Origin of the sequence: Halapricum desulfuricans, assembly GCF_017094465.1 — an archaeon.
Lineage (GTDB): Archaea > Halobacteriota > Halobacteria > Halobacteriales > Haloarculaceae > Halapricum.
The window spans coordinates 254351-270131 of sequence record NZ_CP064791.1 but is presented as its reverse complement, the minus strand read 5'-3'; the positions used below and the strand labels follow the sequence as shown (position 1 = coordinate 270131).

Below are 15781 nucleotides of genomic sequence, written 5' to 3'. Positions count from 1 at the left end.
GCTCGGTTCCGTCGTTCGATTTTGACCGTCACGTACTTTACATTCCAGTCCGAAGGGCGCGTCCGATGGAGTATCTGGAGCGTCGTCGGTCGATGGTCGCCGATCGCCTGGAGGCGGTCGTCGAGCGAGTCGAGCCGGACACACTCGGCGAGCAACTCGAAAGCGTCGTGCTCGCCGGCGGCAAGCGCGTTCGGCCGATCGTGACTGTGCTGGTCTGTGAGACGCTGGGCGGCGACGCCGAGGACGCCCTTGATTTCGCGGTCGGGATCGAACTCGTGCACAACGCCTCGCTGGTGATTGATGACATCATCGACGAGTCCGATCTCCGGCGCGGATCTGACAGTGCCTGGGCGGCATTTGGACACGGGTCCGCGATCATCGCCAGCGACGGGCTTCTGGGCGAGGCGTTCGAACTCTTCTCCAGCGACGAGCGGGCGATGCGGACCGTCTCCGAGGCGATGGTCGAACTCGGCGAGGGAGAGGCCTCGGAACTGGTCGCCCAGCCCACCTCAGAGGAGGAGTACATGCGGCTGGCCCGGCGCAAGACCGGCGCGCTCTTTCGAGCGGCCGCCGAGTTGGGCGCGATCGCCGCCGACGCCGATCCCTACGCCGTCGAGGCCGTCGGCGACTACGCCGAGCGCGTGGGCGTGGCCTTCCAGATGCGCGACGACGTGCTGGACGCGACCGCCGACGCGGAGAAGCTGGGCAAGCCCGCCGGTCAGGACGCCGCTATGGAGCGACCCTCGCTGGTCGAGGTGACGCAACTGACGCCCGAGGAAGCCAACGAGCGCGCTCGCAAGCAGTCCGACGCCGCCCTCGAGGCGCTCTCGACGGTCGATACCGAGGCCGAAGAGTCACTTGCATATCTCGAGGATCTGGCGAAGTTTGTCGTCGTCCGTGAGCGGTAGCGAGGACGAGCGTAGCGAGTCCTCGAAATAGCGAGCGGTGACGAAGGAACCGCGAGTAGCGATAGCGACCGTAGGGAGCTATCGAAGAGCGAACGGCGAAGCCGTGAGCAGCGAGGACGAACGGGGTGAGTCCTCGAAACGGCGAGGATGAACGGAAGAAAGATTTAACAAATATTTTAAATCATATATCCGTCGTTGCTTCTACAGGGATAAAATGGGGCAATCCAGACGAGCAGTTATGGCGATGGGGGTGACAGCCGTCGCTGGGCTTGCAGGCTGTGCTACAATCAGCGGTATACTGGAAGGACGGAAGGCACGGGTACAAACGAGCAATGGAGGAGGGTCTCAGTCGCGGTATATCAAGGGACAGCCCACGTTCGAAGTCGCCCCTGCTGCTGACGGCTGGCTCGTGACGGATCCGGAGTGGATGAACGACAATGTCCGATGGGAGCACGTGGGGGGACGAAAAATGAGCTTACGACGGATCCAGGGCAATCTGAACTCTGAAACGTTCTTGACTGTATTCGTCGGTGCGCTCCCGTTCGGCTACGGGCTGGGCGACTACCGCGATGCACATATCGAGAACCGGACGATACACGTCTACGCAGAAGCGACAGAAACGTCAGTCGGTGGGGTCGATGACCCCAACGACCCCGAATACACCTACGATTACTCCTTCATCCTCTGGCGACTGCTCGACGATGCCAAGCCGCCGACTGAGATGGATTTCAACTTCAGATTGGGGGCGTTGAGTGCAGATACCGCGACAGAGACAGCCGAGTGAAGCGAACTCGCCCGTCCGACAGGCGACCACACATTGATCGCGCCATCTCGTCGAGACGCAATCCTTACCACCCGCTGTAGCCAAATCTGGCCCAATGAGAGTTATCGGAACCGTCGGATTGCCGGGCAGCGGCAAGAGCGAGGCCGCCGCGGTCGCCCGCGATCTCGACATCCCAGTGGTCACGATGGGCGACGTCATCCGCCAGGCGTGTCGCGACCGGGGGCTGGACCCCGCGACCCACCACGGCGAGGTCGCCAAAGCCCTGCGCGAGGAGAACGGGCCGGCCGCCATCGCCGAGCGATCGCTGCCGATCATCCGGGAGGCACTGGAGGACGGCGACACGGTCGTCGTCGACGGCATCCGCTCGGACGTCGAGGTCGAACGCTTCCGCGAGGCCTTCGGCGAGGATTTCGAGTTACTTAGTATTGAGGCACCCCAGGAGGTGCGAGCCGAACGGCTGGACCTGCGGGGGCGGGACGCGAGCGTCGAGGAGGGCGGCGAGAGCCTCGAGGACCGCGACGAGCGCGAACTCGGCTTCGGGATGGGCGAGGCGATGGCGATGGCCGATTACACGATCGCAAACACCGACTCCCTGGAGGCGTTTCACGACCGGGTCCGGACGCTGTTGACCGAGGGGCTGGCCGCGGTGGAGGGAGACCGATGAGCGAGGTCTACAGCGTGGACGTCCAGATCACCGCGCCGGTCTACGACACCGAAGTCCCCGACCGGGTAGCCGACGCGATCACGAACGTCTTCCCGGGAGCGGAACTCGACCACAAGCACGGCGAGATCGTCGGCGAGACCCACGATCTGAGCCACTTCTCGGAGTTGCTGCACCGCCGGGAGATCCTTGATACCGCCCGGGGTGCGTTCTTCGAGAACCGCCAGGGTGAGACGTTCAGCTTCGACCTCAAGAAGCAGGCGGCGTTCCAGGAAGTAGCCAACTTCGCCGTCGGCGATCCGGACGAGCTCGGCGAGATCCACGTTCGGGTGCGCGTGATCGAACCGGACGTCGAGACGGTTATCGATCACATCGCACCGCCGACGCAGGACGGTCGGCCCGTCGAGACCGACGACCGATGACGACCGCGATCTTCTTCGACTGTGACGGCACACTCGTGCGTTTCGAGCGCTCGTATGCCGACCTCTTGCGTGGCGTGTTCGAGGCGGAACTCGGGGATGCGTCCGATTCGCTGCTGGGAGTCTACGACGAGGCGTTCACCGCGGCCTTCGAGGCACTCGAACCGGAGCCTGTCCGCCGTGGGATGGAAGCCGTTCTCAAAGAGGCGACTGAAGACGGCGACCCAAACGCGATGGTCGCGTCGTTACAGGCGGCCGAACACGAGCACACGACGGTCCCGGAGGGGACCGACGAGAGTCTCGACGCCCTACGTGAGTCGAATCGATTGGGCGTGCTCACCAACGGTGTCGGCGACTGGCAACGCGAGAAGCTCGCGGCCCACGATCTGCTCCCGTATTTCGAGACGGTCGTCTCGTCGTACGACGCCGGGGCGCACAAGCCCGATCCGGCACCGTTCGAGCACGCCCGGCGGCGGATCGAGGCCGAGGAGTACGTGATGGTCGGGGACAGTGATTCGGACATCGAAGGGGCGCGCAACGCCGGGTTTGTCCCCGTCCGCGTCCAAGAGGAGGACGGCGCACCGGACTTCTGGGCGACGCTGCAAGCGTTAGTCTAGACGGGACGGACACCGCGGCCGGAGGCGTCTTGCCTCTGTCTGACGGACAGTTTTGTATCTCGCAGGCGTGTGTGCGCGTATGACCAGTCTCGGGGAGGCATACGACCAGCAGGAGTGGGGCGACCGAGACCGGGAGCGGGTGATCGCCGGAATCGGTGCGTTCCTGTCGGGCGTGGCGGCGATCGTCGCCGCGATCGCGCTGGTCGCGACGCCACTCGGGGACGCGCTCGGCCTGACCGGGCAATACGAAGCGCGGAAGGCCGCCGGCGTGCTGGCGGGACTTGGCGTGCCGGCGATACTGCTCAGCGTCGTCGGCGTCCTGCCGTCGAGTCGTCGCCAGGGGATCGGCGTCGTCGCCGGGGCAGCGATCTCGCTCGTCGGTGTGGGACTGTTCGTCTACGCCTACCCGTGGATGTGGCCGCCCGCCGAGCCAGCCTACGCCTTCGAGACGACCATGATCTACTTCGTCGGGGTGTGTCTGGCGCTGTGGTCGGTGTTCTCCACGGCCGCCAGCTACCGGGTCCGGAACAACCCACAGGGGACGGTGCGGATGGAAGTCACCCGGGAGGGCGAGACCAAGACCGTTCGCGTGTCCCGCGAGCAGTACCAGCAGTACCGGCAGACGATCCGCGGCGACGGCGGCGAGCAGTCGGACGTGATTCGGGAGATCGAATCCGAGTTTGGGGAGTAGCGAGACGCCGAGCGAAGCGAGGGGTCTCGGAGAGTCGAGCGGGGAAGGATGACCCGCGAGTAGCGATAGCGACCGTAGGGAGCCAACGAATAGCGAACGGCGAAGCCGCGAGCAGCGAGACGCCGAGCGAATCGAGGAGTTTCGAAGAGTCGAACGGTGAGTGAAACGAACCGCGAGCAGCGAGACGCCGAGCGAAGCGAGGGTTCTCGGAGACGGTCTCGGGGACCGCCGAGTTTATTCAGGCGCGCACGCAACCAACGGTCGAATGAAGCCGCTGCACGCGCGGTATCCGTTCATGCGGGAAGCCAGAGAGGCCGTTGAGGCGGCCGAGATCGACCTGGCGACCGTGGTCCAGCGCGGAGGGCCGGCCGTCGAGCGCGGACTCGAACGCGTCGAGGCGGCTCTCGAGGACGGCACCGTCGGCGAGCCCCACAGACAGTCACGCGTGGAGTTGCTGTCGTACCCGATCGCTCGCGTGCTCGTGTCGATCGTCGACGAGGCGGTCCTGACCCGGTCGTACGCCCGCGCGGAGGCGGCCAGTGCGCACGATCGGTTCACCGACGAGTTGGCCTCAACCACGCAGTTGCAAAGTACCAGCGGGGATTCGCTGACGCGACGGGATTTGCTCGCGGAGTTCGACCTGCTCGAAGCCGTCAGACCCGATGGTGGCTCACTGGCGGAGGCCGACCGCTACTGGGTCGACGTCGGGGCGTATCTGGATCTTGCGGCCGGGCAGTGGGGCGAGGAGTGGCGGCTGGTCAACCGCCCGCTGACCGACGGCGAGGTCCCGCTGGAGGGGGACGAGCTGCTCGTACTGTGTCGTCGGGCCGTCCAGCAACGCGTCGAATCGGGCCTGCCGCTGTCAGTGCCGGACGCTATTGCCGACCCGCTCGATGCGGAGGTCGCCCAGTTGCGGGAGACGCTCGCGGAGTTAGATCTGACCCGCGACATCGATACGGTCGTGCCGGATCTGTTCCCGCCGTGTATGCGCGCGTTGCTGGATCAGATCCAGAGCGGCGAGCACCTCGAACACCACTCGCGGTTCGCGATCACCTCGTTTCTGACCTCGATCGGAATGAGTACCGACGAGATCGTCGAGCTGTACGAGATCAATCCCGGATTCGGCGAGGAGATGACGCGCTATCAGACCGACCACATCCGCGGGGAAACCAGCCCGACAGAGTACTCGACGCCGTCGTGTGCGACGATGCAGTCCTACGGGGACTGTGTCAACATGGACGATCGCTGCGAGCGGATCTCACATCCGATGGCCTACTACGAGGACGCGCTCGACGAGGCCGACGAGGACGACGTGACCGACTGGCGCGAGCGTCAGGAATCCTGACGCGCGAGGAAGAACCCGACGGCGGTAAGGACCAGAATAAAGAGCAGTAGTGCGCCGACGAGTGCAAGCGCGCCGTCCCCGGAGAGGTGATCGTTCTCCTGGACAGTGCCGGTCACGGTGCTGTCCTTGATCTGCCCGGAAACGTTTTCGTCGTCGAGTGTCCCGGAGAACGTCCCGGTGAGCGTCGCGTTCTCGGCCTCCGAGAGAGTATCGCCGCCCGATCCGGCGAGCGTCCCGGTGACCGTCACCGAGAGCGTGCCGTTGACCGACTCCCCGTTCGTGCCGTTGAACGTCCCCTCGAACGTGCCGCTAAACTGGCCACCGGAAGTCGCGTTGACGTCACCGGACAGATCGCCGTCGATCGTGCCAGTGACTCCGCCCTCGTCGAGGACGGCATCACCGGTCATGGTTCCGTCGAACGTGCTGCCGCTGGCACCGTAGAGCGTTCCCACCACGGCGAGTGCGGCAACGAATATCGCGACAGATCCGATAGCAACGCCAATCTCGACAGCGTCTGAACGCTCCATTACCGGGAGAATCCGATACGAATCCGGAAAAGCGTGTCGAAGCGCATGATTGCGCCGCTGTCCGGACGTTGACCCCTACTACCGGTTCATTTAGGCTGTTAGAGCGCCTATATTCCTAGTGGACGCAACGGGAACCCAGCCGTGTCCGACCGACAATGACCGAACCACTCCCGGGTCACACGACCCGAAAGACTGCGCTCGCGCCCGACCCCCGGACGATGGACGAGCGGGCGGCCCGTGCCTGGACCGAGCGGATGGCCGTTCGTCCACTGGGCAGGGGTCGCTACGCCGTCGACAGCCACAGCGGCGCGACATACGTCGTCGACCTTCCCGAGAGTCGCTGTACCTGTCCCGATCACCGGATCCGCGGCGAGCGCTGCAAGCACATCCGTCGCGTCGCCATCGAAGTGACCAGCCACCGCGTCCCGCCGCCGGGCAAGCGACGCGCTCGATGCGCCCAGTGTGGCGTCGAAACGTTCGTCGAGGAGGACAGCGAGGGGCCGTGGCTCTGTGGGACCTGCCGGTTCGAGCCCGGTGACGTCGTCCTCGACCGCGAGACCGGCGACCGGCTGATCGTCGCCGGTGTCACGACCAGTCGGGCCGACGAATACGTGATCGACGCGACCGACAGCACCGTCGCCGCCCACGAGACGAACGCGGGCTATCCCGACGGCGATCTGGTTGTCGAAGTGAGCTACCTCGGCGACGGCGACGAGCCCCGGACCTACGCGTTCCCGCACTCGCGGCTCGCAGCGACCGATCAGCGACTGCTGGATATCTGATCCCGGACAGTTACTCTAACATCGCCGCGGCCTCGTCGATATCCAGGTCGCCGCGGTCGAAGGCCGCGAGCACGTCGAGGGTGTTCTGGTCCGGGCCGTCGTCCTCGCCGAGGTCGTCCAGCGTGACTTTCTGTGAGTGGCCGACGAACTCCTCGAAGTCCGTCCCCTCCGCGAGCGCGGTCTCCTTTTTGACCCGGTAGTTGCCGCCGTCGGTCGTGTAGAGGTCGCCCGGGTGGAAGAAATACCAGTCCTCGCGGTCGAAGCGGACACCGACCCGCGGTTTCGCGCCGAAGTTGCGCGAGAAGTAGACCAGCGCCTCGATCTCCTCGCCGGAGAGATAGATCGGATCGCCGCTGCTGGATTTGGCCTCGATGGCGTAGAAGGTCGAGCCGTCGCCCGCCAGCACGTCCGGGAGTTCTCGCTCGGTCGCGCTCCCGCTTGCCGGCGCACGCATCACCGCGAAGCCGGCCGAATCGAGGGCGTTGACGAGCTCGCGCTCGCGGCGGTCACCCTTCTCGTTGGAGACTACCATTACCATCCTGTCGCGTCGCGGCGGTGTTACTGCTTTCGGACGCCACGGCTGTCGATCAGGGTCCTGGAGTGTATCACAGCCGCTCGGAGATCGGGGTCCTGGCGTAGTGTTGCCGATACTGCAGCCTGACATCCTCCACACGGCTAAAGCCGATGGGCTTTCGCCTCGCTACCGCTGTAATCCGAATTAACTCGGTAAAACTCGGTGTAACGGTCTTCCCGGGTTATATACTTCACAGGCGTCGTACCGACTGCAATGACAGCCTCGAAAATCCTGATGGCAGTGCTCGCAGTATTGCTCGTTGCTGGGAGCGGTATCGCAGTAACGGGCGTCGCACAGACAGATACCGGCACCTCCACAGCGTCCGTATCCGATCTGGATATGGACGCGGCGCTTGCCAACCAAACCGTCACCGTAACCGCCACTGACGGCGAGGACCCCGTGGAGAACGCAACTATCACCGTCGAAGGTGAAGAGGAGGTTACCGTCACCACCGACGCGGACGGGACCGCGACAGTCGACCGCTCGGCGCTCACGGAGGACAACGAGTCGCTCACCGAGCTAGAAGTGGAGTACGAATCCGACGGCGCGGAGGGTGAACTGGAGTACACCGTCGAGGAGAACTCGCTCACGCTCCTCGAAGAGGAGTACGAGTACGAAGTAGACGAAAAAGAGGACAAGGCGGATGACGACGAGAGCAAGGACGACGAACGCGAAGCGGACGAGGAAGACGACGATGACGACGGTGATGACGAAGAGAGAGACGAGGACGATGATGACGACGAAACAGAAGGAGACGACTAAGCACTCGTAGGCACTCCCGTCCGACAGACAGGAGTGCGGTTTTTCTCGACGCTAATATCTCGTTCACAGAACCGATCAGTCAGCGATTTTTCGTTCACAGAACGACCAGTCGGCGGGCAGTACAGCCGCTCGGAGATAGAGAGACGGACAGCATCACAGCCGCTCTAAGACAGCGCCGGCGTCGTAGTTCAGCGTCAGCTCCCGCGATCGGCCGCGGCCGTCGACACTGGTGTACTCGGCGTCGATGATGTCCAGCTGGTCGAGCTTGTTGATGATCTCCGAGTAGCGGGTGTAGCCCAGATCCGACCGGTCGTGAAACGCTTCGAAGACGTCACCGGCGCGACCGCCGTCCGCCTCGGCGAGGACCTCGACCAGCGCCTGCTCGGAATCGGAAAGGCCCCGGAGGTGCCGGGAGAGATGGACGTACTTGGATTTATCGTAGGCCTCCTCGACGTCCTCGCGTTCGACGGTTCGGCTGGCGCGCATCTCGGCGTGCATGCCCGCCCGCCGGAGGAGGTCGATGCCGACGCGCAGGTCGCCGCCCTGCTCGGCAGTCAGTTCAGCGACCCGATCGAGCACGGCCGGGCCAATGGCGTCCTCGTGAAAGCCACGCTCGACGCGCTCCTGGAGGATGTCGACGATCTCGCGCTCACCGTACTTGTTGAAGTAGACCTCTTCCGGGCGGAAGACGCTCTGGACGCGACTGTCGAGTGCCTCGATTACGTCGAGATCCAGGTCCGAGGAGATGACAATGACACCGACTTTCGCGCCGCTATGGGCCTCGTGGGCGCGCAGCAGCGAGTACAGTGTCTCGCTGGCCTCGTTCTCGTAGAAGAGATAGTTGATGTCGTCCAGCGCCACCGCCAGTACCTCGTCTTCTTCGACGAGTTTGTCGGTGATCTGTCCGAACAGCTTCTTGAACGAGATGCCGCTGGCGGGCGGTTCGTACTCGAAAACGTGCTCGAATAGCCGCGAGAACACCGAGTAGCGAGTCGAATCGACCTGGCAGTTGACGCGGGCGACGTTGACGTCCGTCTGGGCGCGCAACTCTGAGAACAGCTTCTGGACCGCGGTCGTCTTGCCGGTCCCGGGCGGGCCGCGAGCGATCACGTTCAGCGGCCGCGACCCCCGGACGGCAGGTCGGAGCGCGTACTTCAGGCTCTCCATCTGGCTGTCGCGATGGCGGAAGGTTTCGGGGACGTAGTCGATTTCGAAGACGTGTTCGTCGCGAAACACCGACTCGTCCCAGGACAGCATCCCCTCTTCGGGGTCGTCGCTCATCACTTTCACCGAGCTTCCCGGAGCACTTAACTCTTGGCCAGGATTGGGAGAAGAGCGTCTGACAGGCGTCTCACGGCGGGTATCGGAATCGAGTAGGGGATCAGTCGTCGCCGGACATCGGCGGCGATTCGCGCGACCAGCGGTCGCGGGCGCGGTCGAGCGCGGAGTCGAAGGCGCCCTCGTCCTCGGCGATCTGTGCCCAGTCGGTCAGACCGCGTTCCTCGCGCGTGCCAGGGATCGTGTTGTCGAGCACGAGCGCGATGAAGCCACCGACGGCCATCTCGACGTCACCGACGATGTAGACCGTCCGGGCGATCACTTCCGCACCGAGGATCGATCCGAACAGCGGGACGTTCTCGAACCCGCTCTGGAGGGCCGCATACCCGTCCAGGCCACCGATATACTGCGGAATCGCCATCCCGGCGAAGATCGCGATCCCGACGATGAAGAGGTTCCGCGAGGAGTCCAGGTCGACGTATTTCAGATTCGAGAGTCCGACAGCGACGATCTGGCCGAACATGGCAATGTAGAGCCCGCCAACGATCGGATTCGGGATAGTTGCGATCAGCTGTCCGAACGCCGGGATGACGCCGACGACGAGCATCACGGCTGCGCCGATCTGGACGACGAACCGGGAGGCAACGCCGGTCAGGCCGATCGCGCCGATGTTCTCCGAATAGGAGGTCGAGCCGCCGGTGCCCATCAGCCCAGAGAAGACGTTCGCGATCCCTTCCATCCCGATACCGTGGTTGACCCGCTTGCTCGATGGCGCGCCGATACCGGAGATACGGGCGACGGCGTGATAGTCAGCGAACGACTCGATGATCGAGGCCAGCACGCCGGCGAACATCCCGACGAAGAACGAGGCCTTGAACTGGGGCATCCCCCACTGGAGCGGATACGGGATGTAGAGAGCCGATTCGACGTTGGTGACCTGGCCGAAGTCGATAAATCCGGGATCGCTAGCAGGAATGACGCCCGTGACGGAGGCGACCGCCGCGACGATCCACGCGCCGGCGATGCCGAGCAAGACGGGAAAGAGGTTGAAGATCGGTGACCGACGGTCAAGATACTGCGAGAAGAGGACGATCAGACCGAGCGTGAGCAACAGCAGATACCAGTTGTTCGTGGCGGCAGTGATCTGCGGCGCGGAGAAAAGCGACAGTCCGATCAGGGTCACGACCGGCGCGACCACGACCGGCGAGAGGTATTCTCTGAGTTTGCCGACCAGTCCGAAGTATCCGATAGCGACCTCGACGAGCGCTGCGGTGATAATCGCACCCTGCAGGAAGAGGAGTTTGGCGTTCCAGGTCGGGAGCCCGACGACGGCCACCTCCGTCGTGACGATGGCGAGCCCGGGGGCAAGCATCGAGAACGGCGCGCCCTGGACAATCGGATAGCGATTACCGAAGGTCGTCTGTGCGAGCGTCGCGAGTCCGCTGACGACGAAGAAGGTCCCGATGAACTTCGCGGTGGCGTCGGTCGGCATTCCCATCGCGCTCGCCAGCAAGAGCGGAACGGCGATGTTCGCCCCGATCATCGTCAGGTAGTGCTGTGCTCCAAGCAGGATCGACCGCCCGAGCGGCGGCCGGTCCTCGATCCCGTACTCGACGAGCGCGCTGGAATCGCTGTCTCCCATCTCTGTCCACCGCGTCGTCCCTACCGTACGAAAAAGCGTCGAAGCGACCTCGCTGCCCGATATAAACGACTATTAGGAATGGGATAGACGTTCAATCCATGCGAAAGCGACACTCACACATAGAGGAGTGGGCGTCGCTACTGGACGAGACAGTCCCCGAGGAGACCGGCGATCGACGGTCGAATGGCTGTTCCTCCTGACGGCGGGAGACGTTACGACGGGGGCCGTCATGAGAACGGACGTCCGGGCTCGCCCGCGTCTTTTTTCGGTATCGGCCGAAAAAGAACGCACATGAGCGATTTCGACGAGGAAGCCGAACGAGAACGGCTCCGCGAACAGTACGAGCGCGACGAGCAAAAGCGGGAGGCGACCGAGCGGATGAGCGAACTCCTCCTGAAGGGGGCGACGATGACGAACGCCCACTGCGAGACGTGTGGCGACCCGATCTTCCGATACGAGGGACAGTTGTTTTGCCCGACCTGTGAGGAGGCCGTCGCGGAAGACGGGACGAAACTACACGATGGTGACGCCGAGACGGATACCGACGGGACCGACGAGTCGGCGGCCGAAGACGCGGAGGACGAACGCGACCCGGCAGACGAAACGGACCGGGACGATACGGACGGACAGCCGAGCGAAGGACGGGAACGGGAGAGTACGTCCGAACGCGAACGGTCGCAGCGGACGGATCTGCCGGAGCGCCGCGAGCGGCCGGAGGTCCCCGATCGCGATCGGAGCCCCGGAGAGGAGTTGCGCCGCCCGGACCCGCCGGCCCGCCGTGAGGAATTCGAACGCGAGGAGGAGTTCGAACGCGAAGCGGTCGGCGGCGACGACCTGGAACAGGCCGACGCGTCGCTCCGGCGAAGCCTGCTGCGGTTCGCCCGGGCGGCCGAACAGACCGAGGACCCGCGACGCGCTCGCGAGCACCTCGAAGCCGCGAGCGAGGCCGCCGACGCGCTCGTCTCGGTCTCGGAACTGCGGTGAGAGCCCAATCCCGACAGCTCGACCGCAACCCGGCACGAGCCGATTCGGACAATCGTGCAGACACCGCACAAGATAATTCGTGAAGTAAAACCCAATCGCGGATTTGTCATAGATACCAGTAGTGAATACCGACAGGGAAGGACGTATATGTGAAGCTTACTAAGTGTTCTTTACCAGAACTATGGGCCCCGAGAGTATATCGGACGAATCACATGGGACGACCATGCCCGAGGGACCGCCGATCACAGCGACACTGGCGGTCGAGCCGCCGCCGGAGGCCGACTGTGTCGTCGTAAGCGAAGCCAACAACATCGATATTCAGGACCACAACCTGACGTTCTCGCGGTCGGCCGGTGGAAACAGCCTCGAAGACGGGACCTGTCACACGAACGTCGTCGAAGAGGACGAAGGTGTGTTCTCCGATCGATACGTCCAGTCGGATATCGAGTCGGACTGTTTCTGTCTGGTCTTTCACGAGGTCGACTGCGTGCCGTCGATCGAACGCGTCCAGGGCAACCGAATCGTCGTCTCCGTGCTGTTGCCCGATCGAGAGACGCTCCGGGAGCTCGTCCAGCGGCTGCGCGACGTCGGTTCGAGCGTCGACGTCTACGGGATTACACAGTCGAACGCCGAGAGCAGCGAGTCGATCGTCATGGATCTCACGGACATCACCGACAAACAGCGGGAGGCGCTGACAGTCGCCGTCGAAGAAGGCTACTACGAGACGCCCCGCAAGGCGGATCTGGAAGTCCTGGCCGATCGACTCGACATCTCGAAGTCAGCGGTCTCTCAGCGGCTCAAATCGATCGAATCGAAGCTCATTCACAAGCTCGTCGACCACTGGTCGATGGACTGATCTCGTCGCCCAACGTATCAATCGTTCCAGGTATCGAGGGTCGACAGTACTTGAAACAGTGTAAAATGAAGGTGAATCTTCTCGCTGTCGGTACACAGATGTCTCTCTATGAGCGTGAATACGGTTTGCAGTCGGCCAAGGGCAAACAGTGAGGGTGCAACGAACGGCCAACAGCGACCGGACGGGGTCGAAGACGCCGAGAGGGGCAATGACTGACTCGGATTACCCGCTGTTCGTGACGCTGAAGGTCGAAGACCGGTCGGTCCTCCAGCACGTCGTCCGCCAGTACTCACAACTGGAGTCGAACGTGAAGATGATCTCGATCGTCGACCCGTCACGGGAGGACGTCAACTGCCTGTCGATCGATGTCAGCGACGTGACCGAAAAACAGTGGGAAGCGCTGGAGGTCGCCCACGAGTTGGGCCATTACTCGACACAGCGCGGGGGGAACCTCTCGGACATCGCGAACGATCTCGGCATCTCGAAATCAGCGGCTTCACAGCGGCTACGGGCAGCCGAGGGGAAGATCATGTCCGCGATCCTCGGTGCGACGCGGATCCAGGAGACCGAACCGATCTGACAGCGGCCGCCGTAACCTCCTCTATTTAAACGGCTGTATATTGCAGCCAAGCGTCTTTACCTGAAGTGCCAATATAGAGACGTATGGCAGACGATAGGCTGTCCTCAGAAGTCAAAGACAGGTTACAGGAGCGGCGGGAGGACCAGACCGCCTCGGGCACGCTCGTCGCGAGCGACGAGGAGGCGTACGTCGGCGATACGATCACACTGCGGGGGCTTAACCTGCCCGCGAATACGGAGGTCGACGTGATCTGGAAGACGGTCGAGGGACAGTGGGGCGTCCTGCAGGCAAACCAGGTCGTCGGCCCACAGTATCGGCCCCGGACGACGACGGCGTTCTCGGCGACGACCGACGAGGACGGACGCTTCGAGGAAGACTGGGAAATTCCCGAGGACTACGGCGGGGAACACACGCTCGAAGTTCGGACGGGCGAGGACGGTCCGCCGCTGGCGGCGACGACGATCGCGATCACGCCCTGGTTCGAGATCGATCGGACCGAGGCTCCGCTCGGGGACTTCTTCACGATCACGGGATACGGCATCGGCCCCAACGTGCTGGAGAACAACTACCAGATCGCCTGGGACAACGGAACGATGGGCTTCATGACCGGCGTGATCAACCGTGGGACGGCGACGGCTCGGGTCCGGGCGGTCGGGCCGGTCGGTTCCCACGAGATCCAGGTCTGGCGCAACTACCGGGGCGTGCCCTTCCTGCAGAACAACACCCAGTCGCCGTTCGGCGAAGTCGCGGGCGGGCGCCAGTACGCCTGGTCGGTCGAAGTGACCGAGCCCGAGAGCGAGCCCGAGACTGCATGGGTCGAGTCGACGTTCGACGAAGCGCCGCTTTCGGCTCACATGCCCGACCCCGACCGGGAGACTGACGCCGAACTGGAGATTACGCCCCAGAGCGGCAAGCCCGGCACCGACACGGTCATCAAGGGCCGCGGTTTCCCACCGGAACAGCGGGTCGATCTGGTCTGGCACACCCACGAGGGCCATCGCGTGAAGGACATCCCGATCACGCCCGAGCCGGTTCCGGGTGTGCTGCCGTCCGTCGAGACCGACGAGGACGGCACGTTCCAGCTCGAGTTCGAGATCCCGAAAGACCGCGGCGCGACCAGACCGATCACGGCACTGATCGACGGCGAATCGGTCGCCGTCACCGGCTTCATGCTCCAGCCGGAGATCACGGAGATGACGCCGACCAGCGGCCCCTCGGGAACGGAGATCGAGATCGCGCTCTCGGGAGTCGGCTGGCCGATCTACGAGAACGCGTACTACTTCATGTACGACAACAAGCCGCTGGGGTACATCTGTGGACTCGAAGCGAAGATCAACGAGACGGTGCTGCGCGCGGCCGGCGAGCCCGGCTGGCACTTCATCGACGTCTATCCCAGCCTCTTCGACGTCGAGGAAGACGAGCCCAACTTCGAGTTGATCCCGCATCTCTCGTATCTCGACAACCACCCGGTCCGGCCGCTGCCGGGACTGCACATGGCGTTCAAGATCACCGAGTAGGCGCCTGAGCGCCCCACAGCACACGAATGGATCGGTTCTATCAGGCGTGTTCGCTCGCCGTCCCGCTGGTGGTGTGGCAGCTAGCCGCGGGTGTGTTCGGGGTTATCGATCCGTCGCTGTTGCCGCCGCCGGCGGCGATCGTCGAAACGACGGCGGCGCTGCTGACCCAGGCGAGTTTTCGTGCGGACGTACTCGTCACGATCCAGCGGACGCTCGTGGCCTCGATCGGCGGGTCGACGCTGGGGACGGTCGTCGGACTGGCGATGGGCTGGAACCCGCGGGTAAAGGCCGTTCTCTCGCCGCTGGCGGCGGCGATCTTCCCGCTGCCGATGATCGCGCTGTTGCCGCTGGTGATCCTCCTGCTGGGGAGTACCGAGACCGCGCTGGTCGTCACCGCGGGGCTCGGCACGTTCTTCGTGGTGCTGTGGAACGCCATGGACGGCGCCAGCGGGATCGAGAACGTCCACGTCGAGGTCGCCAGGGACAACGGCGCGACCTCGACCTACCGGCTGTTCAGAGAGGTATTGCTCCCGGGATCGCTCCCGCTGGTACTCGTGGGGCTACGCCTCGGGTTGAGCACCTCGCTACTGATCGTCGTGGCCGTCGAGCTGGTCGCCGGGGGCAGCGGCCTCGGGAGCTTCCTGTGGGTCGCCTGGATGTCCTACGACATCACCGACCTGTACGCCGGGCTGGTCGTCAGCGGCGTCCTGGGGATGACGTTCACGTACGGACTGGCCGCGATCGAACACCGACTCGTGCCCTGGCACGCCGGTAACCACCGGACTGTCGTCCTGTGAGCGGACGACACTTGCCAGGGACGGATGTATAAAACAAACTAAAATATGAAGCACAGT

The 15781-nt window shown here is 63.9% G+C and carries 18 protein-coding genes; 14 read left to right on the top strand and 4 right to left on the bottom strand.

Annotated features, from left to right (window positions below; genetic code table 11):
- Positions 1-65 precede the first annotated feature (65 nt).
- The 7 genes from HSEST_RS01340 (at position 66) to priL (ending at position 5425) form a co-directional block, all read left to right on the top strand.
- Positions 66-908: a polyprenyl synthetase family protein gene (locus HSEST_RS01340; protein WP_229121771.1), complete on the top strand. Its 843-nt coding sequence runs from the start codon at positions 66-68 to the stop codon at positions 906-908.
- A 238-nt stretch (positions 909-1146) separates the two neighbouring features.
- A complete protein-coding gene (locus HSEST_RS01335) occupies positions 1147-1692 on the top strand; it encodes a hypothetical protein (protein WP_229121770.1) in 546 nt (181 codons plus the stop codon).
- Positions 1693-1786: 94 nt separating this feature from the next.
- Positions 1787-2356, top strand: a complete 570-nt coding sequence (locus tag HSEST_RS01330; RefSeq protein ID WP_229121769.1) for an AAA family ATPase — start codon at positions 1787-1789, stop codon at positions 2354-2356.
- The gene (locus tag HSEST_RS01325; protein ID WP_229121768.1) at positions 2353-2775 is read left to right on the top strand and encodes an RNA-binding domain-containing protein; all 423 of its coding nucleotides are present in this window, start codon (positions 2353-2355) and stop codon (positions 2773-2775) included. The genes HSEST_RS01330 and HSEST_RS01325 overlap by 4 nt, the downstream gene beginning before the upstream one ends.
- On the top strand, positions 2772-3389 hold the full coding sequence (locus HSEST_RS01320) for an HAD family hydrolase (RefSeq protein ID WP_229121767.1): 618 nt from the start codon (positions 2772-2774) through the stop codon (positions 3387-3389). The genes HSEST_RS01325 and HSEST_RS01320 overlap by 4 nt, the downstream gene beginning before the upstream one ends.
- A gap of 79 nt (positions 3390-3468) precedes the next feature.
- Complete coding sequence (locus HSEST_RS01315; RefSeq protein ID WP_229121766.1) at positions 3469-4080, top strand: DUF7139 domain-containing protein; 612 nt, start codon at positions 3469-3471, stop codon at positions 4078-4080.
- A 265-nt stretch (positions 4081-4345) separates the two neighbouring features.
- Entirely contained in the window at positions 4346-5425 is a 1080-nt protein-coding gene (gene priL, locus HSEST_RS01310) for a DNA primase regulatory subunit PriL (protein WP_229121765.1), read from the top strand.
- Here priL and HSEST_RS01305 read toward each other — a convergent pair.
- A complete protein-coding gene (locus tag HSEST_RS01305; protein WP_229121764.1) occupies positions 5413-5952 on the bottom strand; it encodes a DUF7472 family protein in 540 nt (179 codons plus the stop codon). The two genes, priL and HSEST_RS01305, sit on opposite strands and share 13 nt — an antisense overlap.
- 155 nt (positions 5953-6107) lie before the next feature.
- Between HSEST_RS01305 and HSEST_RS01300 the strand changes: the two genes are divergently transcribed.
- Positions 6108-6734 carry an SWIM zinc finger family protein gene (locus tag HSEST_RS01300; RefSeq protein WP_229121763.1) on the top strand — a complete coding sequence of 209 codons (627 nt, stop codon included), beginning with the start codon at positions 6108-6110 and terminating at the stop codon, positions 6732-6734.
- Positions 6735-6744: 10 nt separating this feature from the next.
- Here HSEST_RS01300 and hjc read toward each other — a convergent pair whose 3' ends face one another.
- Entirely contained in the window at positions 6745-7266 is a 522-nt protein-coding gene (gene hjc, locus HSEST_RS01295; RefSeq protein ID WP_229121762.1) for a Holliday junction resolvase Hjc, read from the bottom strand.
- 255 nt (positions 7267-7521) lie between these two features.
- On the opposite strand from hjc, the gene HSEST_RS01290 reads away from it, so the two are divergent.
- The gene (locus HSEST_RS01290; RefSeq protein WP_229121761.1) at positions 7522-8070 is read left to right on the top strand and encodes a hypothetical protein; all 549 of its coding nucleotides are present in this window, start codon (positions 7522-7524) and stop codon (positions 8068-8070) included.
- 153 nt (positions 8071-8223) lie between these two features.
- Here HSEST_RS01290 and HSEST_RS01285 read toward each other — a convergent pair whose 3' ends face one another.
- Complete coding sequence (locus HSEST_RS01285; protein WP_229121760.1) at positions 8224-9351, bottom strand: ORC1-type DNA replication protein; 1128 nt, start codon at positions 9349-9351, stop codon at positions 8224-8226.
- Positions 9352-9451: 100 nt separating this feature from the next.
- Positions 9452-10990, bottom strand: a complete 1539-nt coding sequence (locus HSEST_RS01280) for a uracil-xanthine permease family protein (protein ID WP_229121759.1) — start codon at positions 10988-10990, stop codon at positions 9452-9454.
- Between the two features lie 291 nt (positions 10991-11281).
- Between HSEST_RS01280 and HSEST_RS01275 the strand changes: the two genes are divergently transcribed.
- From HSEST_RS01275 to HSEST_RS01255, 5 genes are all read left to right on the top strand, one after another.
- Positions 11282-11974 (top strand): Sjogren's syndrome/scleroderma autoantigen 1 family protein, encoded by a 693-nt coding sequence (locus HSEST_RS01275; protein WP_229121758.1) that lies wholly within the window; start codon positions 11282-11284, stop codon positions 11972-11974.
- A gap of 223 nt (positions 11975-12197) precedes the next feature.
- Positions 12198-12830: a helix-turn-helix domain-containing protein gene (locus tag HSEST_RS01270; RefSeq protein ID WP_229121757.1), complete on the top strand. Its 633-nt coding sequence runs from the start codon at positions 12198-12200 to the stop codon at positions 12828-12830.
- 208 nt (positions 12831-13038) lie between these two features.
- Positions 13039-13410: a helix-turn-helix domain-containing protein gene (locus tag HSEST_RS01265; RefSeq protein ID WP_229121756.1), complete on the top strand. Its 372-nt coding sequence runs from the start codon at positions 13039-13041 to the stop codon at positions 13408-13410.
- Positions 13411-13493: 83 nt separating this feature from the next.
- Positions 13494-14927, top strand: coding sequence for a hypothetical protein (locus HSEST_RS01260; RefSeq protein ID WP_229121755.1), 1434 nt, complete (start codon positions 13494-13496; stop codon positions 14925-14927).
- A gap of 26 nt (positions 14928-14953) precedes the next feature.
- Positions 14954-15724, top strand: coding sequence for an ABC transporter permease (locus HSEST_RS01255; RefSeq protein WP_229121754.1), 771 nt, complete (start codon positions 14954-14956; stop codon positions 15722-15724).
- Positions 15725-15781: the final 57 nt, after the last annotated feature.

Excerpts from the sequence above, each read along its gene's own strand:
- priL (WP_229121765.1), top strand. The coding sequence starts at position 4,346 with ATGAAGCCGCTGCACGCGCGGTATCCGTTCATGCGGGAAGCCAGAGAG.
- HSEST_RS01340 (WP_229121771.1), top strand. The coding sequence starts at position 66 with ATGGAGTATCTGGAGCGTCGTCGGTCGATGGTCGCCGATCGCCTGGAG.
- HSEST_RS01315 (WP_229121766.1), top strand. The coding sequence starts at position 3,469 with ATGACCAGTCTCGGGGAGGCATACGACCAGCAGGAGTGGGGCGACCGA.
- HSEST_RS01280 (WP_229121759.1), bottom strand. The coding sequence starts at position 10,990 with ATGGGAGACAGCGATTCCAGCGCGCTCGTCGAGTACGGGATCGAGGAC.
- HSEST_RS01275 (WP_229121758.1), top strand. The coding sequence starts at position 11,282 with ATGAGCGATTTCGACGAGGAAGCCGAACGAGAACGGCTCCGCGAACAG.
- HSEST_RS01330 (WP_229121769.1), top strand. The coding sequence starts at position 1,787 with ATGAGAGTTATCGGAACCGTCGGATTGCCGGGCAGCGGCAAGAGCGAG.
- HSEST_RS01265 (WP_229121756.1), top strand. The coding sequence starts at position 13,039 with ATGACTGACTCGGATTACCCGCTGTTCGTGACGCTGAAGGTCGAAGAC.
- HSEST_RS01290 (WP_229121761.1), top strand. The coding sequence starts at position 7,522 with ATGACAGCCTCGAAAATCCTGATGGCAGTGCTCGCAGTATTGCTCGTT.
- HSEST_RS01255 (WP_229121754.1), top strand. The coding sequence starts at position 14,954 with ATGGATCGGTTCTATCAGGCGTGTTCGCTCGCCGTCCCGCTGGTGGTG.
- hjc (WP_229121762.1), bottom strand. The coding sequence starts at position 7,266 with ATGGTAGTCTCCAACGAGAAGGGTGACCGCCGCGAGCGCGAGCTCGTC.
- HSEST_RS01320 (WP_229121767.1), top strand. The coding sequence starts at position 2,772 with ATGACGACCGCGATCTTCTTCGACTGTGACGGCACACTCGTGCGTTTC.
- HSEST_RS01300 (WP_229121763.1), top strand. The coding sequence starts at position 6,108 with ATGACCGAACCACTCCCGGGTCACACGACCCGAAAGACTGCGCTCGCG.
- HSEST_RS01285 (WP_229121760.1), bottom strand. The coding sequence starts at position 9,351 with ATGAGCGACGACCCCGAAGAGGGGATGCTGTCCTGGGACGAGTCGGTG.
- HSEST_RS01335 (WP_229121770.1), top strand. The coding sequence starts at position 1,147 with ATGGCGATGGGGGTGACAGCCGTCGCTGGGCTTGCAGGCTGTGCTACA.
- HSEST_RS01260 (WP_229121755.1), top strand. The coding sequence starts at position 13,494 with ATGGCAGACGATAGGCTGTCCTCAGAAGTCAAAGACAGGTTACAGGAG.
- HSEST_RS01305 (WP_229121764.1), bottom strand. The coding sequence starts at position 5,952 with ATGGAGCGTTCAGACGCTGTCGAGATTGGCGTTGCTATCGGATCTGTC.
- HSEST_RS01270 (WP_229121757.1), top strand. The coding sequence starts at position 12,198 with ATGCCCGAGGGACCGCCGATCACAGCGACACTGGCGGTCGAGCCGCCG.
- HSEST_RS01325 (WP_229121768.1), top strand. The coding sequence starts at position 2,353 with ATGAGCGAGGTCTACAGCGTGGACGTCCAGATCACCGCGCCGGTCTAC.